Raw genomic sequence first — 15,906 nt, 5'->3', positions numbered from 1 at the left:
TGGTCATCTATCAGTTCTTTTGGCATCGCTCTCCACCCTGACAAAACAAGATAGAAAGTTAACACTACTCATGAAAAGTTAACAGCACTTTTTTTCAGTCGTTTTAATTTTGCAACAGCCTCTAAGTATGCGGTTCACCCTGCCGTTTTCTCGTTTTCGCTACTTAATTGAGGTGCATGCAGGGGAATTACAAGGATGAAACGGGTTCCCTCCTCTGGCTTGCTCTCCAGCCGTATCTCACCACCCAGCACGCCGGTCACCAGGTTATAGGCGATATTCATACCGAGGCCAGAACCACCTTGCCCCAGCTTGGTCGTGAAGAAGGGATCAAAAACACGTTTTTGTATTTGCTCTGTCATGCCTATGCCATTGTCGGCAAAGATGATTTGTACCTGATCATCAGGCAGTAATTGCGTGCTCAAACACATCTCACCAGACTCACGTCCTTCAAATCCATGCGTCAATGCATTAGTCATGAAATTCGTCATGATCTGTCCCAGCGGGCCTGGGTAACTGTCCATGCCTATGCCGGGGGCCAGTTCAGTCACGAGATGGTAAGGCGTGTTTTTATACATGGGTGCCAGGGTGACGATGAGCTCTTCCAGCGCCACTTTCAAATCAAATTGTCGCCTGTGGCTGCTTGACTGATCAACTGCGACTTGCTTGAAACTACCGATCAACTCGCGCGCCATGCCGAGCGTGCGCATGAGCAAGGCAGTGCCAGTCGTTGCGCTGTCGAGATAATGCTCAAGCACTGAACGCTTGAGTTGTCCTTCATTGATGTCTCGAACCAAGTCCCTGGTCTTGTCCTGCAGGGTGCTGGCCACGGTTACGCTATTGCCTATCGGTGTATTCAGTTCATGGGCGACCCCTGCCACGAGTGAACCCAGGGCCGCCATTTTTTCTGAACGCACCAGTTCATCCTGAGTGTGCCGCAATGATTCCATGGCTGCCGCAAGTTCAGCATTGGCTTGCTGCAGATTGAGCGTGCGCAACCTGACACGCTCTTCCAGCTGCGCGGTCATTTCGCGAATCTCCTGCTCCACCTGAACTTGCCTGGTCACATTCAGCAAAGAAAAAATGCACATAGCCTTGCCATGCATTTTGATCAGTCTGGCCGACAACAGGAAAATCACTTCGTCCCCGGCCTGATCCCTGATGCGGACTTCCAGTTGATCTATCTTCTTGTCACGCCCCAGATCTTCATTGAATTTGGCCCGCAGCTCAGCTTGCCGGATGATGCCCATCTCCAGCGTCGTGCGGCCTACTATGTCCTGTCTTTGATAACCCAGCTCCTTGAGCCAGACGTCATTGACCTCGACTATGCAATCCGTTTTGACATCGACCAGCCCCAGAGGGATCGGCGACAATTGAAAGAGCGTGGAATATTTTTGCTCATTCTCGCGCAATAGTGACTCAGCGTGCAGGCGCGCTGTTTCTGCACTGAGCTCCTGATCGATATTGCGTGAGGACAACAGCAGATAGGTGTCATCACCCGTTTCAAACTTGGAACCTGAAACACGGCAATTGCTGGTGTGGCCCTGTTTGTGGCGGAAGGCGATTTGCATATTCCTGACTTCGCCATGTAGCTGTATCTGCCTGATCAGTTGGTCTCTTTGCTCAGGTTGTTCCCATAGCTGTATTTCGTTTGAGGTATGGCCTATCGCTTCTTCCCTGGTGTAACCAGACATTGGTTCCCAGTTGCGGTTGACATCCACATATTCACCTGTCGCCATCCTGGTAATCGTCAGGGTATCGGGCACGAGTTGAAATACGGTTGATAGCAATTTCTCGCGTTCCTGCAAATCACGCTCGGCTTGCTCCTGCAATTGCTCTACCTTGCGCAAGGCAGAGATATCTTGCATGGCGTAGGCGATGTAGGGTTCACCACCAACGTCAAAGAGTGTGCCCGAGATCAGTACGTGGTAAGCATGCCCCAGTTTATGTCTGTACAGGCCCTCGAAATTATTGATCTCGCCATCACGTCTCAAGGTAGCCAGCATTTCAGCGCGCCGTCTGACATCCATCCATAAATTCAGTTCCAGCGAGTAACGTCCCAGGGTCTCTTCCCTGGAGTAGCCGGTAATGGTTTCCCAGTGACGATTCACATCCAGATAGCGGCCATCTTTTTCACGGCAGATCGCCAATACATCTGGCACCATCTGGAAGACTTTTTCAAACAGGGTTTCACGGTCTTTGGACAGGCGCTCTATATTTTTGCGTTCTTCCATTTCCTGTTTCAAATTATCATTCATGCGCGCGGCATCATCTTGCTGTCGCAATAAGGCAGCAACCAGAAAAAGCATGCCTATAGCCAAGTCCAGCAATGTCGAGGCTTGCAAACCAAGCACCAGATATTCTGACTGGTTTTGCAGGAATGGCGAACCAGCCAGATAGATGCCTTTGAAGCCCAGCAATACACCAAGCAGGATAAACCCCAGCACGTGTTTTTCATTGCGAGTGCGCAAAAACGTCATCGAGGCTGCCAGCATAACCAGACCGGAAGCCAGGTAAACAGGTAGCATGCGCCACAATGAATGAACCGCAGTCAGTGACGTCATCAACAGCCAGAGAACCGCAATCGCAAAGCTCAGCATGACGGGCATGACGAACACGGTGACACCGTGGAAGATGCGCGTACCCGCCCACAGGTAACAGATATAGCCAGACAAGAAGACATCTGCCGCCAGATTAAAAACCAGGCTTTGTCCATCACCAAGAAGATGGCACAGTTGCTGCATGACCAGGCAGGCATAGGCCAGCGCCCAGCACCTGCTGGCCCGGGGATGCAAATGTAAATACTGGATATAGAACAACACCAGCATGGTCAGAAATGAAGTGACCAGTGAAGTCACTATCGCTGCGGGAAGATAAGTGGAAGGCATAATGGAAGACATAACGAAGACTAACGAAGACGTAACCAAGACGTAACCAAGACGTAATTAGCTACCCGTACTGCCTGCGCCAAAAAACTTCTAACTCCATACCCGTTCTCGATTCAGGTGTGCTGCCTTGTAAACATGGGTTCTGATACCTGGACTAGTCCAATAGCATAGAACTTGCCTGATTTTGCTGTATATTCGACGATAGAGCTTCAGTTTATGGCGTAAATAGTAGCACCGAACATCAGCACAATTGGTGACGAATATCAATTTATGTTACGTACCAGTGTTGCAATAATCATTATTTAACATTTTCCATTTCTTTGGTCTTGATTATGCAGACTGGTTCACATAAGATTGAATTGAAACTTACTCAAGCAACAGGGAGCACACTGATGAAGAATCAACACAGTAGAACACCCGGCTTGTTACAAAACGATCTTTTTCGGGCACAAATGACTTGTAACATTTTGGCAAACAATGAAAGATCGCTATCGCCAGGTATATATTCACATTTGGGAAATGATTTAGTTTCTGACTGTGCACTCGGTGCAAGTCAGGATGATGATGTCATTGATTTTATTGAAGAAGATGAAGAGTCTTTGCGGCCCAAGCTGGATTTGCATCCCTGGAAAATCCTGATCGCAGATGACGACAGCAATGTGCACGACACGACCTTGCTGGCATTGAGCGGCGTTAAAATCCATGGCAGGTCATTGGAATTTATCCATGCCTATTCTGCCAAAGAAGCGCACAGCATCATACGCAACAATCCTGATATTGCCCTGATCTTGCTGGATGTGGTGATGGAAACTGTCGATGCAGGCTTGAAGCTCGTGAGTGTCATCCGCAATGAAATGTCATTGCCAAATTTGCGCATCGTTTTACGCACAGGCCAGCCGGGCTATGCGCCTGAGCAGCATGTCAGTGAGACCTTTGCCATTGATGGTTACACGACCAAATCGAAACTGACACGCTCGTTACTGATTTCTGTGCTCAACGACACCCTGGCAAACAGCCACGACAATCCCGAAATACCGAATTAGCATTTGTTTATGCAAGCGGGGCATGACTGGGGCCAGTTTTCTGGCCCCTTTTTTATGCATAACAAAATCATGAGGCAAAAATACTTGTCTACAGTTTTGCCCTGCTATTCCGCATCCGGCTGATTAGCCGGTGCTGCCTTGATAAAGGCTGGATGCTCATTGCAAGCCTGATGTATGCGCATGATAGTAGGCATACTACTTAAATCGCAATTGAACCTTTGAGCATTGGCGATTTGCGGTATCAGAAAACAGTCTGCAAATCCCGGCGTGTCGCCGAGGCAAAAACGGCCGGTACGATGATCGGCTGCCAGTTTTTGTTCCAGTACTGCCAAGCCAGTTTCACACCAGTGACGGTACCAGGCATTCTTTTGCTCATCACTGATTTGCAGTGTGCCTGACAGATATTTCAACACCCGCAAATTATTAACGGGATGAATTTCACAGGCGATCGACAAGGCCAGCGATCTGACATGAGCACGATCCAGAGCGCCGGACGGCAGCATGGCGACATCAGGATACACTTCATCGAGATATTCAATGATCGCCATCGACTGCGTCAGTGTGGCGCTCTCACCATCGAGTTCGTCCTGCAATGCCGGTACGAGCCCATCCGGATTCAAAGCACGGTAAGCTGGCGTCAATTGTTCACCGCCATTTTTGACCAGGTGAATCGCTACTTGCTCATAATCTAGCCCCTTGAGATTAAGGGCTATCCTTACACGGTATGAAGCAGAGCTGCGGAAATATCCATATAGTTTCATGATAATGCTTACACCATTTTGATTTTCAGATCACTCAAACCCGTGATCGAGGCTTCCAGAAAATCGCCGCGCTGTACGGCTGCCACACCTTCTGGTGTTCCTGTATAAATCAGGTCGCCGGGCTGCAGGGTATATAGTTCAGACAGACAGGCGATGATTTCAGCCAGGCTCCAGATCAGCTTACTGGTATCACTATTTTGCCGCACTTGTCCGTTCACATCGAGACGAATATGGGCTTGTTCCATGCCCTGTACGGTATCTGCCCTGTGAATCTGGCCTATGGGCGCAGAAAAATCAAATCCTTTGGATGTACACCAGGGCCTGCCCTGGTCTTTGGCTTCGGCCTGCAAATCACGGCGTGTCATGTCCAGCCCGACTGCATAACCCCAGATATGGCTGAGTGCATCCTCAGTGCGGATACTCTTGCCGCCCTTGCCTATGGCGACAACCAGCTCAACTTCATGATGCAGATTGACAGTCATGGGCGGGTAAGGCATTTCACCGACGCTACCCTGCTTGACGGGCAATACCGCATCAGCCGGTTTCATGAAGAAAAATGGTGGTTCACGCCCTGACCATCCCATTTCTTTGGCATGCTCGACATAATTACGCCCTACACAGTAAATCCTGTGCACAGGGAAATAAGCTGTGCCACCAGCTATGGGTACAGCGGCCAGCTGTACAGGTGGGAAAAGGTAATCCATATCTGCTCCTGATTTTTGATACCAGACAGTATTATGGCACTTTCATTCAGTCTCTGTCACATGGAGCAATTGCCATTCAGGCTTGCCAAAGCCATATTGAATGACACTGGTTATAATGCATGAACAATTGTGGAGCCCAATAATATGAAAACCTGCTTACATCCCAAATACCTGATTCCCATAGAACCACGTGCCACTGTCCTGAGCGGGCATGCGCTGGTCATGCAAGATGAAAAAATCCTGGCCATACTCAGCAATGCTGAGGCACGTCTGCAGCACCCTGATGCACAGCATGTGGAATTGCCTGAGCATGCCGTCATGCCCGGCATGATCAACCTGCACGGCCATTCCGCCATGACGCTGTTGCGTGGCCTGGCAGATGACCTGAGCCTGATGGACTGGCTGCACAATCACATCTGGCCAGCCGAGAAAAAGCATGTGTCAGAAGAATTCGTCTTCGATGGCAGTGTATATGCAATGGCAGAAATGCTGCGCGGCGGTACCACGACCATCAATGATATGTATTTCTATAATGATGATGTGGCTCGTGCAGGCCTGCACACTGGCATGCGCACCGTGGTCGGTTGCAGTGTGCTTGAGTTCCCTACCGGCTATGCAGCCGATGCTGATGGCTATCTGGAAAAAGCACTGGCTTCACACCAGGCATTCAAGGGGCAAAGCGGTGTATCTTTCCGCCTGGCCCCGCATGCGCCTTATACCGTATCAGATGCGACTTTCAAAAAGATAGTGGCGCTGGCAGACCAGCATGACATGGGCATACATTGCCACATCCATGAAACCATGGATGAAGTCAATGACAGTATCCGCGACCATGGCATGCGCCCTTTGCAGCGCCTGCACAATCTGGGCCTATTGTCACCACGCCTGATTGCTGCGCACATGGTGCATGCGAATGAAGATGAGATCAAACTACTGGCACAACAAGGCGTGCACATTGCCCATAATCCGGCCAGTAACCTGAAGCTGGCTTCTGGCTTTGCCCCCATTCATGCCATGCAAACTGCCGGTGTCAATGTGGGCATAGGTACCGATGGCGCAGCCAGCAATAACAAGCTGGATTTACTCGGTGACTTGCGTATGGCCGCATTGCTGGCAAAAGCAGTGTCCAGTAACCCGACTGCCTTGAATGCGGGTAATGCGCTGGAAATGGCAACACTGGCCGGCGCCAAAGCCCTGGGCATGGACCAGCAAATCGGCAGTCTGGTAGCAGGCAAGCTGGCTGACGTGATTGCAATAGACCTGTCTGCTGTTGAAACCCTGCCGCTGTTTGATCCTGTCTCGCAAATCGTCTATGCCGCCGGGCGTGAACAGGTCAGCCACGTCTGGGTCAATGGACGCTGCCTGATGGCTGATCGAAAACTCCAGACCGTGGATGAAGGCCAGCTCAAGGACAAGGCAAGATGGTGGCAACATAAGGTTGCTACAGCCTAGGTTTTTCAATTTCAATCTATCAAATTTTGATTTTCGTATGAAACCAGTAAACTCAATTTTTAAACTCAGCATTATCAGTGGCTTGATCGCAGGTGGCAGTCTGTTGCTGGCGAGCGCCCAAGCAGCGACTCCTTTGACGACAATCGCTGAACAAAGCGGTTTCAAAAAGACCGGACGATATGAAGAAGTAGAAAAGCTCTGCCAGGCTTTTCAGAAAAATTATCCTAAAGAGGTACGCTGCCTGGAATTTGGCCGCACGCCAGAAAACCGCCCCATGCTGGCTTTGCTGGTGACGCGCAGTGGTGCTTTCACACCTGCACAGGTCGCAAAACAAGCTTTGCCGGTCACCCTGATACAGGGTGGCATACATGCGGGTGAGATAGACGGCAAGGATGCGGGCTTTCTGGCGTTGCGCGAGATACTGGACAATAAAGTCGCACCACATGTGCTGGACAAGCAAGTACTGTTATTTGTCCCGGTCTTCAATATCGACGGGCATGAACGCTTTGGTGTATGGAATCGCCCAAATCAGCGCGGCCCCGAAGAAATGGGTTGGCGCACCACCGCGCAAAACTTCAATCTGAACCGCGATTATGTGAAGGCAGATGCGCCTGAAATGCAAGCCATGCTCAAACTCATCAACACCTGGGACCCGCTGGCTGTCATTGACTTGCATGTGACTGATGGCGCCAAATTTGAACATGATATTTCGATACAGGTAGAACCTATCAATTCAGGTGATGCAGCCTTGCGTGTAGCGGGTAAAATCTTGCGCGATAATGTTATGGCCGATCTGACGAAACAGGGCTCGTTGCCGCAGCCTTTTTATATGTCTTTCATGCGTGAAGATGATCCCATGTCAGGCTTTATGGACAGCGTGCCTACGCCACGTTTCTCCAGCGGTTATCCAGTTTTGCGCAACCGCTTTGGCATGCTGGTGGAAACCCATTCATGGAAAGATTACCCTACCCGCGTGCGCATTACCCACAACACCGTGATATCAGTGCTGGAGCAAGTGGCAGCAAATGGCGGCCAATGGCTGTCTATTACCAAAGCGGCAGATAAGCGTGCAGCGCAGTTGGCTGGTCAAAGTTTGCCTGTTACTTATAAGACGACGGAAAAAACCAGGGACATAGACTTCCGTGGTTATGCCTACACACGCACGATGTCTGATATTTCTGGCGCATTGATGACGCGCTATGATGAAAGTAAACCGCAAGTATGGAAGGTAAAACTGCGTGATGAGATTGTGCCGGACACACAAATCAGTTTGCCTAAAGGCGGTTATATCGTGCCTGTCGCCTACAGCAAAGCGGTGGCAGAAAAATTGCAACAGCACGGCATAGAGTTCCGCATTCTCAATACCGACTTGAATGCCATCTCCGCTGAGCAATTCGCTACCAGCAAGGCCAGTTTGCAAGCGCAGTCATTTGAAGGACGGCAAACCTTGAAGCTGCAGGGAACATGGCAAAACCAGACGCAAAGCCTGCGTAGAGGTGCTTTGTTCATCCCTGTTGCGCAGGCAAAAGCCAGGCTGATTGCGGGTTTATTTGAACCGCAGGCACCCGATGCTCTGGTCAATTGGGGCTGGTTCAATGGCGCTTTTGAACGCAAGGAATACATGGAAGCCTATGTGGCTGAAGATGTCGCGCGTGAACAATTAGCCGCTGATCCGCAATTGAAAGCCGCTTTCGAGAAACGTATTGCTGAAGATGCCGAGTTTGCCAAGAGCGCATCTGCGCGCCTGGAATTTTTTGCGCAACGCCATTCATCATGGGACAAGCGCTATCAGGTTTATCCTGTGCTGCGACTGGATTTTGTTCCCCAGTAAAACTTGCAATCCGCCACATGCTGACATCTGCATGTGGCGACGTTTTAATGAAAGAACAGGTAGGCAACAAAAATCGCTGCAACCACACCAGCAAAATCAGCCAGCAAGCCCATGGATATGGCATAGCGGGTCTTGCGTATGCCGACTGAACCAAAATACAGGGCGACAATATAAAAGGTGGTGTCAGCAGAGCCCTGGAAAATGCAGGTCAGGCGGCCAATGAATGAATCCACGCCGTAGGTTTTCATCGCATCTACCATCAACGCCCGTGAGCCTGAGCTGCTGAGCGGCTTCATCAGGGCGGTCGGCAAGGCAGCGGTAAAGTCCGTATTCAAACCCATCTGCGTGAACAACCAGGTAAAGCCGGAAACGATAAACCCGAGGATGCCGGAATTGCGTAAGACACCGATAGCGACCAGCATACCCACCAGATAAGGGATGATGGTCAGCGAAGTCTGTATGCCACCTTTGGCCCCCTCAATGAAAGCTTCATACACATTCACTTTCTTGCGCATGGCACCCAGCATAAAGCTGATGATAATGGTGAATAGCAAAAGATTGGCACTGATTTTAGAAAACACTTCAATGTCAGTGCGACTCATATGCTGACTCATATACCAGACCAGGGCAACGATAAAACTCGTTAAACCACCCAACCAGCCCATGATCACCCGGTCAAACAAATTAATGCGCTGTCTGATGGCAACTGCAATCAGGCCAACCACGGTGGCCACATAGGTGGCGATCATGCAGGGAATAAAGATATCCGAAGGGTCTTTTGCTCCCAGTACGGCGCGTTGTGCCATGATGGCGAGGGGGATCAATGTCAGGCCTGAAGTATGCAAGACCAGGAACATGATCTGAGCATCACTGGCCTCATCTTTGCTAGGATTCAGGCTCTGCAGGCTTTCCATCGCTTTCAGGCCAAAGGGTGTGGCAGCATTGTCCAGGCCCAGCAGGTTTGCTGAAAAATTCATGACCATATGGCCGTTGGCAGGATGGTTTTGCGGTACGCCAGGAAATATCCGTGCAAAAAAAGGGCCAATAATTTTGGCGATAAAATCAATTGCCCCGGCTTTTTCGCCTATATTCATGATGCCCAGCCACAATGTCATGACACCCGCCAGCGGCAAGGCTATGTCCATGACACCCAGGCGAGCTGACTCAAAAGTCCCGTCCATGATGCGCTTGAATACTTCTACATCTCCCAATATCAACCATTGAGCCAGGGCAGCAATAAAGCCGATCAGAAAAAAACCTGTCCAGATGTAGGTGAGTAACATGGCATTCAATATGGGATAAGTGTGCAGGCTTTTTATCATGAAAAGCTTGCGCTGTAGTATGAAAATTTGCTCCGGTACCATAAACGCCCGGCATGGGACATGCCACCAGTCTGTAACATCTGCTTGCAGTTTTGTACGGACATACACAAATTGCTGTCAGCCGCATCGTCCTGCGCCGCGTTATATGGACATCAGAACATCAAAACGAAGGAAGAGATGCCATGAAAGCCACTCAATTTATCAAAGGCCTGTTGTCAGCAGCGTCAGCTCTGCTGATCTGTGCTGCCACTGCAAATACGGCGCTTGCTCACGATGCCTATGTCAGAGACTACCGCTGGCACCCTGCGCCTCCGGTGCATCAGGTAGTACGCAGCTACAACTACGTGTATTACCCGTCCCAGCAGGTATATTACGCACCGGCACAGCGTAATTGGTACTGGGCAAATGGTGGTGCCTGGCAAAGTGGCAGCCGCCTGCCCTATGGTGTCAATGTCGATATGCGCATAGGTGGTGTACCTGTAGTGTTGAGCTCTCCCAGACCTTATGTCGAACATGTCTACGTAGAGCAAAACTATGGCCGCCCATGGCGTGACCGTCATGGCTGGCACCAGGAAAGACGTTACGAACGAGAATGGCGTGAAGAAAGACGTGAGCGCCACCATGATCATTACTGGCGCTAGAACATAATGACATAAAGAAAAGAAGCCGCTACTACCTGCTGTAGCGGCTTCTTTTTTGCCTAATTCCCTACCAGGCTGGCAGCAATATTGATGGAAAAACCAACTACGGCCACATTAAAGAAGAAACTGAGTACTGACTGCGCAAGCACAGTCTTGCGTGTCTGCCTGTTCATCACGGTCACATCAGAAGTTTGTGCGGCAACGGCGATGGTGAATGAGAAATACAGAAAATCCCAAAAATCTGGTATGCACTCCTCTTCCGGGAAGCGCAGGGCTGGCTTGTCTGGCGGAGCGTTATAAAACTGCAATGCATAGTGAAAACAAAAAATTACGCCCAGCAACAGCCAGGAACCCAATACCGTACTGCAGGCAAACAAGTATTTGATTGCCCTTTCCTCTCTGCTGGCCCCTGCCAGACCAGACAATTCGTGAATGATGGCCAGCAGGCTCAGGGTCGCTGCCAGTGACATCAATGCCAACACCGCTACGGCACTTTCGTCTTCCTGCTGCGCCATCTTGCGCACCGCATGCTTGTCTGCCCCCATCATCAACCAGGCCATCAACAAAAGGTAGGTCCATACAGCCACATTCCAGCCAAAAAGGGCGCGGGTGATCAGAGACAGCGGCCCGGGCAGGAAAACTGCAGCCAGAGCGCCCAGAGCCAAAGTAAGTACCAGACGTGGGCGACGTTGAATAATTTGTTTGATGATGAATCCTGTCAGGTCAAAAATATTAGAACTCATTTCATAAATATGAATGAGGCGCGTTTGCCTCACAACACTGATTGGCAATGCGGATACGGCCATTAATAATGGCACTATCAACAATAAATTCTATGCTGTCTGGCACATGTTATGAGACAAACCCTTCGGGAACTGACGATTTTGGCGCATTGCTGCGTTGCGTCCTTTGCTAAGGCATGAGCCTTAGCTGCAGAGGTTAGGCTACTGAGGCCTTGCACTGCATCCCAAATCGCCTTGTTCGCACTCATCCCTATTTATGAAATGAGTTCTAGAAATGATGCATGAAAATTACGGAATTTCATATAGTAAATCCAGCTGGCCGTCAGAATCAAACATGCTGCCGTATCAGGTGTAGTATATTCATTATCAATTGATATTCGGACATATTCATCACCGGGTCAGGCTAATGCATGCGTCTTAATAAAAAATCGACTTCCTTTTAAGTAAAATTTTATTACACTGAAGCAATGGGCATCTGATAACGCAGCACGCTCATTCAGCGAGGCAAGCACCATGAATAGACATTACCGCTATTTGCCACTTTCCAAGGTGGCGCCGGGAACAGTGTTGGCCGATGATTTGCTCGATAAAGTCGGCCACGTCTTACTGCCTGCAGGCACAACGCTGACAGAGCGCATGCTGCAGGCGATTGCACATCACGATATCCATCAATTGACGGTCGAGGGCGAAGCGGGCGCCGAGCATGAAGAGCTTGAGGATCTGGCGACCAAATTAAGCCGTATAGAAAAAATCTTTCGCCAGGCGGGTGATACTGAGCCAGCGAGCATACTGAAGTCCTATGTCATTGACTACCGTAAAGGGGAAGCCAGATGACTGATACCAATGAATTCAAGGTACAACTGGAAGACGTGGTAAAAAAAATCAAGGACTTGCCCACCCTGCCAGAAGTTGCCATGGAGATGCTGCAAAATCTTGATGATGAAGAAAGCAGCCTGGACATGGTGACTGAAAAAATCGCCCTGGATCAGTCTGTCACAGCGAAATTATTAAGGCTGGCCAATTCATCCTACTATGGCAACAACTCCAAAGTAGTGACCTTGCAGCAGGCGACTGCCATGCTGGGCGTCAAGAATGTGAAAAACCTGATTCGTACAACAGCCTTGTCGAACAAGTTTCCCACTGAAAAATGTCCTGCGTTTGATTTCAAGGCATTCTGGCGCCACAGCATCGCCACAGCAATCTGTGCAGAGCTGATCTCGCGTGCACTGCACATGAAGCATGATTTTGCCTTTACTGCGGGTCTGTTGCATGACATAGGCAAGCTGGTACTGGTGACCTGCTACCCGACGAATTATGAACAGGTTCTGCGCTATCAAAAAGAGGCAGATTGTCTGCTCATCGAAGCTGAACGGCATATCCTGCATATCGATCATGTGGATGCCGGCCTGGCACTGGCAACGCACTGGAACTTTTCTGAGGCAGTGTGTGATGCCATACGCGGTCACCATCATCCCGAACAAGAAAACCTGAACGTACTTGCTTCGGTCGTACATGTAGCAAATGCAATTGTGCACGCACTTGACCTGGCCCAGGATGAAAACGATATCCTGCCCTTGCTGTCGCAAGCCGCTTGGGATACGCTAGGGCTTGGTGAAGCTGACTACCTGAGCATTTTTCGCGAAACTGAAATGCGTTTCGATGCCATGGATCAGATCGTACTCTGACACTCTTATATTTGCCTCATGTATCTGGATAAAACGATTTTGGAACGACTCAAGCTTTTCAGGGAAACGGATTATCGTATTGAAGATATCCACCTTTTCCGCGACATTACCGAAGACAACAGACAACTCATTGCCGACATCATCAAGGATTGCATGGTGGTCCGCGCCTATACTGGCCAGGTTGTACTGGACGCCAACAGCTCGGGAGCGAAGCTGTTTATCGTCCTCAAAGGTGCCCTGGGTGTCAGTCGCATTACCGAAGAAAGCAATCAGCTGGAAAATACCATCACGCAGTATCTGCCGGGTGAATGCGTAGGTGAAATCTCGGTACTGGACGAAGAAATCCATTCAGCCACCATTTCTGCCATCAATGAGTGTGAATTATTGCTGATAGAGGCAGAGACATTGTGGCGCCTGATTGATGAATCAAATGGTGTGGCCCGCAACCTCTTGCAATTGCTGTCGTTCCGCATAAGGGCCGCCAATGCGCAAATCCGCAGTCGTCAAAAGGTTGGCGAATTCTATCGCCAACTGTCTATGGTGGATGGGCTGACCGGCTTGCATAACCGCGCCTGGCTGAATGCACAATTGCCTGGCATGGTACAGCATGCTCATGCTACTGGCGCAGCGCTGAGCATCATCATGGTCGATCTGGATCACTTCAAACGCTTTAATGATGAGCATGGCCATTTGCTGGGGGACGATGCGCTGCAAACTGCAGCAAAAGTATTGAATGCAGGCTTGCGCCCCAGTGATTTTGCCGCGCGTTATGGCGGCGAAGAAATGATGGTCATATTACCCGGCGCCAGTCACAAATCTGCCATGGGTGTGGCGCAGAGACTGTGCAGCCGCCTGGCAAAAACCAAGGTATTTGTCGATCGCCAAAAACCGCTGCCGCATATCACAGGGTCATTTGGTGTAGCAAGTTTGAGCGCCGGACAAGATAGCAATGAGCTCATCAGCTGTGCTGATGCGGCTTTGTATCGCGCCAAAGACAACGGGCGCAATCAAGTCGCCAACTGATACTCAGACGATAAAGATAAGGACAAAAACAAAGGCGCCCGGAGGCGCCTTTGTTTTTACATCAGGTCATGCATTATTTGCCGGACTGATTCGCGTAAATCACCCAGTAACGTGCCAGATCGCCTGAGCCATCTGTGCCCTTCACTGTTTTCAGTGTTTTGATTGCATTGGCTTTTTTGCCTGCCTGCAGTTGGGCGATACCCAAATGCAATTTCGCATCATCTTCCTGCTTGAGGCCACCTTTAGCGATGCCCTCTTCCATCATCGCGATGCCTTTGTCGTAATTACCGGCTGTTACGTAACCGTAGCCGATATTGACCAAAGCATTGCCGTCCTTGGCTGCCTTAGCTTCGGTTTCGCTAGCTGCCAGGCTTTTGGTAGTCTCAGCCTGAGTCTTGTTTGCCATATCGCGCAAACGCTTGTGACGCTCAGCGTCCTTGCCTTCGCCCAATGCACCAGCCTTGTAGCCAGCATCGATCACCTTGGTGGCTTCTGCCGGGAAACCAGCCTGTATAGCGAACAAGGACATGTCCATGTAGTCAGCGCTCTTGGTAATTTGACCCAGAGCCAGTTTCAGACGCATCAAATCCAGTTTGAAACGTTCGGAATAGCCAGGTTTTCTCTCAATGTTATTGAGCAGGTTGACCCAGTACTCTTTCTTGCCGTGGAAGGCCACCATTTTTTCCAGTGCGCTGGAGTAAGTGGCCATGTCTTTACGCTTCAATGCGTCATTGGACTGATATTCCAGATTGGTCAGGCTTGGTGTGCGGCCTGATTTTTCATCTGCTGCCAGTTCAGCATTGATTTCCTTCATGGCCTTTGCACTGTCACCGCTCTGCAACATGGCTTGTGTGAGGTAAGGACGCAGCGAAGAATCTGTACCACCGTCAGCATAGTAACGGTTATACCATTGTACAGCTTTGCTATAGTTACCTGCTTTGAAATAGCCATTCGCCAGAACCTGTATCATTTGCAACTGTTCTTTACCGCCCAGCTTGTTTGCAGAAACAATGGTTTCTGCAGAACGGATCACGGTGTCGTTATCACCAGCAGCAGAGGCGATAGACAGGCGCATGCGTTCTATCGTGAAATTTTCATTGACTGTCTTGCCGCCTACGCTATCGGCTTCATGAATCTTGGAAAGCGCTTCCCTGAATTTCTTCGCTTTATACAATTCACCAGCGCCGTGCACAATTTTGGCAATCTCGGGGCGCAAGGACTCTTGAGCATAAGCTTGATTTGCTGCGATATTTGTTAATTCCGGAGCGGCGGCAAAGCCAATAGCTGCAAACAATACAGCAATACGAGACAAGCGAAGTTGCTTCATATGTTGATCTCTCAATCAATAAATTTAATAAACTTTGGGATTGCAGCTTAAAAACAGGCAAAGCCCAACCCGCGAATATGAAAAATGGCAGGGAGAACCCTGCCAATTTTCAATCATACCTTAATAACTCAGCATTGATACGCCGAAAATGTCATGAAGTGCTTATTTATCACTTCAGATACTGCTCATTCCCGACCATACCGATCTTGGTCACACCAAGACGCTGTGCTGCTGCCATGACCGCAGCCACAGACTTGTAAGGCACAACCGCAACCGGACGCAGATGGATCTCAGGCTGGTTTGCTGTAGGCATTGCTGCTGCTTCAGCCAGTTTGGCTTCCAGCTGTGCATGATCAACTGCTGTACCGTTCCAGGACACCGTACCGTCAAAATCTACGTCGATACTCACCACGACAGGTTCTACTGTCTGTGGCGGTGGCGTACCTGTCGGCAAATTCAGATTCACTGCGTGATTCTGGATAGGAATAG

14 protein-coding genes are annotated in these 15,906 nt (G+C 49.8%); 7 read left to right on the top strand and 7 right to left on the bottom strand.

Annotated elements, in window-relative coordinates; translation table 11 throughout:
* Positions 1-134: 134 nt before the first annotated feature.
* A complete protein-coding gene (locus ACO0LI_RS30130; protein ID WP_423037589.1) occupies positions 135-2,897 on the bottom strand; it encodes a PAS domain S-box protein in 2,763 nt (920 codons plus the stop codon).
* A gap of 500 nt (positions 2,898-3,397) precedes the next feature.
* On the opposite strand from ACO0LI_RS30130, the gene ACO0LI_RS30125 reads away from it, so the two are divergent.
* Positions 3,398-3,928 (top strand): hypothetical protein, encoded by a 531-nt coding sequence (locus ACO0LI_RS30125; RefSeq protein WP_423037587.1) that lies wholly within the window; start codon positions 3,398-3,400, stop codon positions 3,926-3,928.
* A gap of 104 nt (positions 3,929-4,032) precedes the next feature.
* On the opposite strand, the gene maiA is transcribed toward ACO0LI_RS30125, so the two are convergent.
* Together maiA and ACO0LI_RS30115 are read right to left on the bottom strand one after the other, a co-directional pair.
* The gene (maiA, locus tag ACO0LI_RS30120) at positions 4,033-4,689 is read right to left on the bottom strand and encodes a maleylacetoacetate isomerase (protein WP_423037585.1); all 657 of its coding nucleotides are present in this window, start codon (positions 4,687-4,689) and stop codon (positions 4,033-4,035) included.
* 8 nt (positions 4,690-4,697) lie between these two features.
* On the bottom strand, positions 4,698-5,393 hold the full coding sequence (locus ACO0LI_RS30115; protein ID WP_423037583.1) for a fumarylacetoacetate hydrolase family protein: 696 nt from the start codon (positions 5,391-5,393) through the stop codon (positions 4,698-4,700).
* A gap of 144 nt (positions 5,394-5,537) precedes the next feature.
* Between ACO0LI_RS30115 and ACO0LI_RS30110 the strand changes: the two genes are divergently transcribed.
* Both ACO0LI_RS30110 and ACO0LI_RS30105 read left to right on the top strand, forming a co-directional pair.
* Positions 5,538-6,845 carry a TRZ/ATZ family hydrolase gene (locus ACO0LI_RS30110; RefSeq protein WP_423037581.1) on the top strand — a complete coding sequence of 436 codons (1,308 nt, stop codon included), beginning with the start codon at positions 5,538-5,540 and terminating at the stop codon, positions 6,843-6,845.
* Between the two features lie 37 nt (positions 6,846-6,882).
* The gene (locus ACO0LI_RS30105) at positions 6,883-8,676 is read left to right on the top strand and encodes a M14 family metallopeptidase (RefSeq protein WP_423037580.1); all 1,794 of its coding nucleotides are present in this window, start codon (positions 6,883-6,885) and stop codon (positions 8,674-8,676) included.
* Between the two features lie 44 nt (positions 8,677-8,720).
* Here the strand turns inward: ACO0LI_RS30105 and ACO0LI_RS30100 are convergent, their stop codons facing one another.
* Complete coding sequence (locus tag ACO0LI_RS30100; RefSeq protein ID WP_162061857.1) at positions 8,721-9,959, bottom strand: nucleoside recognition domain-containing protein; 1,239 nt, start codon at positions 9,957-9,959, stop codon at positions 8,721-8,723.
* Positions 9,960-10,180: 221 nt separating this feature from the next.
* Here ACO0LI_RS30100 and ACO0LI_RS30095 point away from each other — a divergent pair, with 221 nt between their 5' ends.
* The gene (locus ACO0LI_RS30095) at positions 10,181-10,639 is read left to right on the top strand and encodes a hypothetical protein (protein ID WP_422952402.1); all 459 of its coding nucleotides are present in this window, start codon (positions 10,181-10,183) and stop codon (positions 10,637-10,639) included.
* Between the two features lie 59 nt (positions 10,640-10,698).
* On the opposite strand, the gene ACO0LI_RS30090 is transcribed toward ACO0LI_RS30095, so the two are convergent.
* The gene (locus ACO0LI_RS30090) at positions 10,699-11,382 is read right to left on the bottom strand and encodes a DUF1345 domain-containing protein (RefSeq protein ID WP_422952403.1); all 684 of its coding nucleotides are present in this window, start codon (positions 11,380-11,382) and stop codon (positions 10,699-10,701) included.
* Between the two features lie 513 nt (positions 11,383-11,895).
* Here ACO0LI_RS30090 and ACO0LI_RS30085 point away from each other — a divergent pair.
* From ACO0LI_RS30085 to ACO0LI_RS30075, 3 genes are read left to right on the top strand one after another with little or no spacing between them, the layout of a single operon-like run.
* Complete coding sequence (locus ACO0LI_RS30085) at positions 11,896-12,216, top strand: hypothetical protein (protein WP_423037578.1); 321 nt, start codon at positions 11,896-11,898, stop codon at positions 12,214-12,216.
* Positions 12,213-13,067, top strand: a complete 855-nt coding sequence (locus ACO0LI_RS30080; protein WP_423037576.1) for an HDOD domain-containing protein — start codon at positions 12,213-12,215, stop codon at positions 13,065-13,067. Before ACO0LI_RS30085 ends, ACO0LI_RS30080 begins: the two co-directional genes overlap by 4 nt.
* Before the next feature lie 18 nt (positions 13,068-13,085).
* Entirely contained in the window at positions 13,086-14,090 is a 1,005-nt protein-coding gene (locus ACO0LI_RS30075) for a diguanylate cyclase (RefSeq protein WP_423037574.1), read from the top strand.
* Between the two features lie 73 nt (positions 14,091-14,163).
* Here ACO0LI_RS30075 and ACO0LI_RS30070 read toward each other — a convergent pair whose 3' ends face one another.
* Positions 14,164-15,417 (bottom strand): tetratricopeptide repeat protein, encoded by a 1,254-nt coding sequence (locus ACO0LI_RS30070; RefSeq protein WP_423037572.1) that lies wholly within the window; start codon positions 15,415-15,417, stop codon positions 14,164-14,166.
* 169 nt (positions 15,418-15,586) lie between these two features.
* A partial coding sequence (locus ACO0LI_RS30065) for an ExbD/TolR family protein (protein ID WP_423037570.1) occupies positions 15,587-15,906 on the bottom strand: 320 nt, incomplete at its 5' end.

The sequence above is a fragment of the Undibacterium sp. Tian12W genome, from assembly GCF_049339405.1.
Taxonomy (GTDB): domain Bacteria; phylum Pseudomonadota; class Gammaproteobacteria; order Burkholderiales; family Burkholderiaceae_D; genus Undibacterium.
The sequence above is the reverse complement of the archived record's forward strand: the minus strand, read 5'-3'. Positions and strand labels throughout refer to the sequence as shown.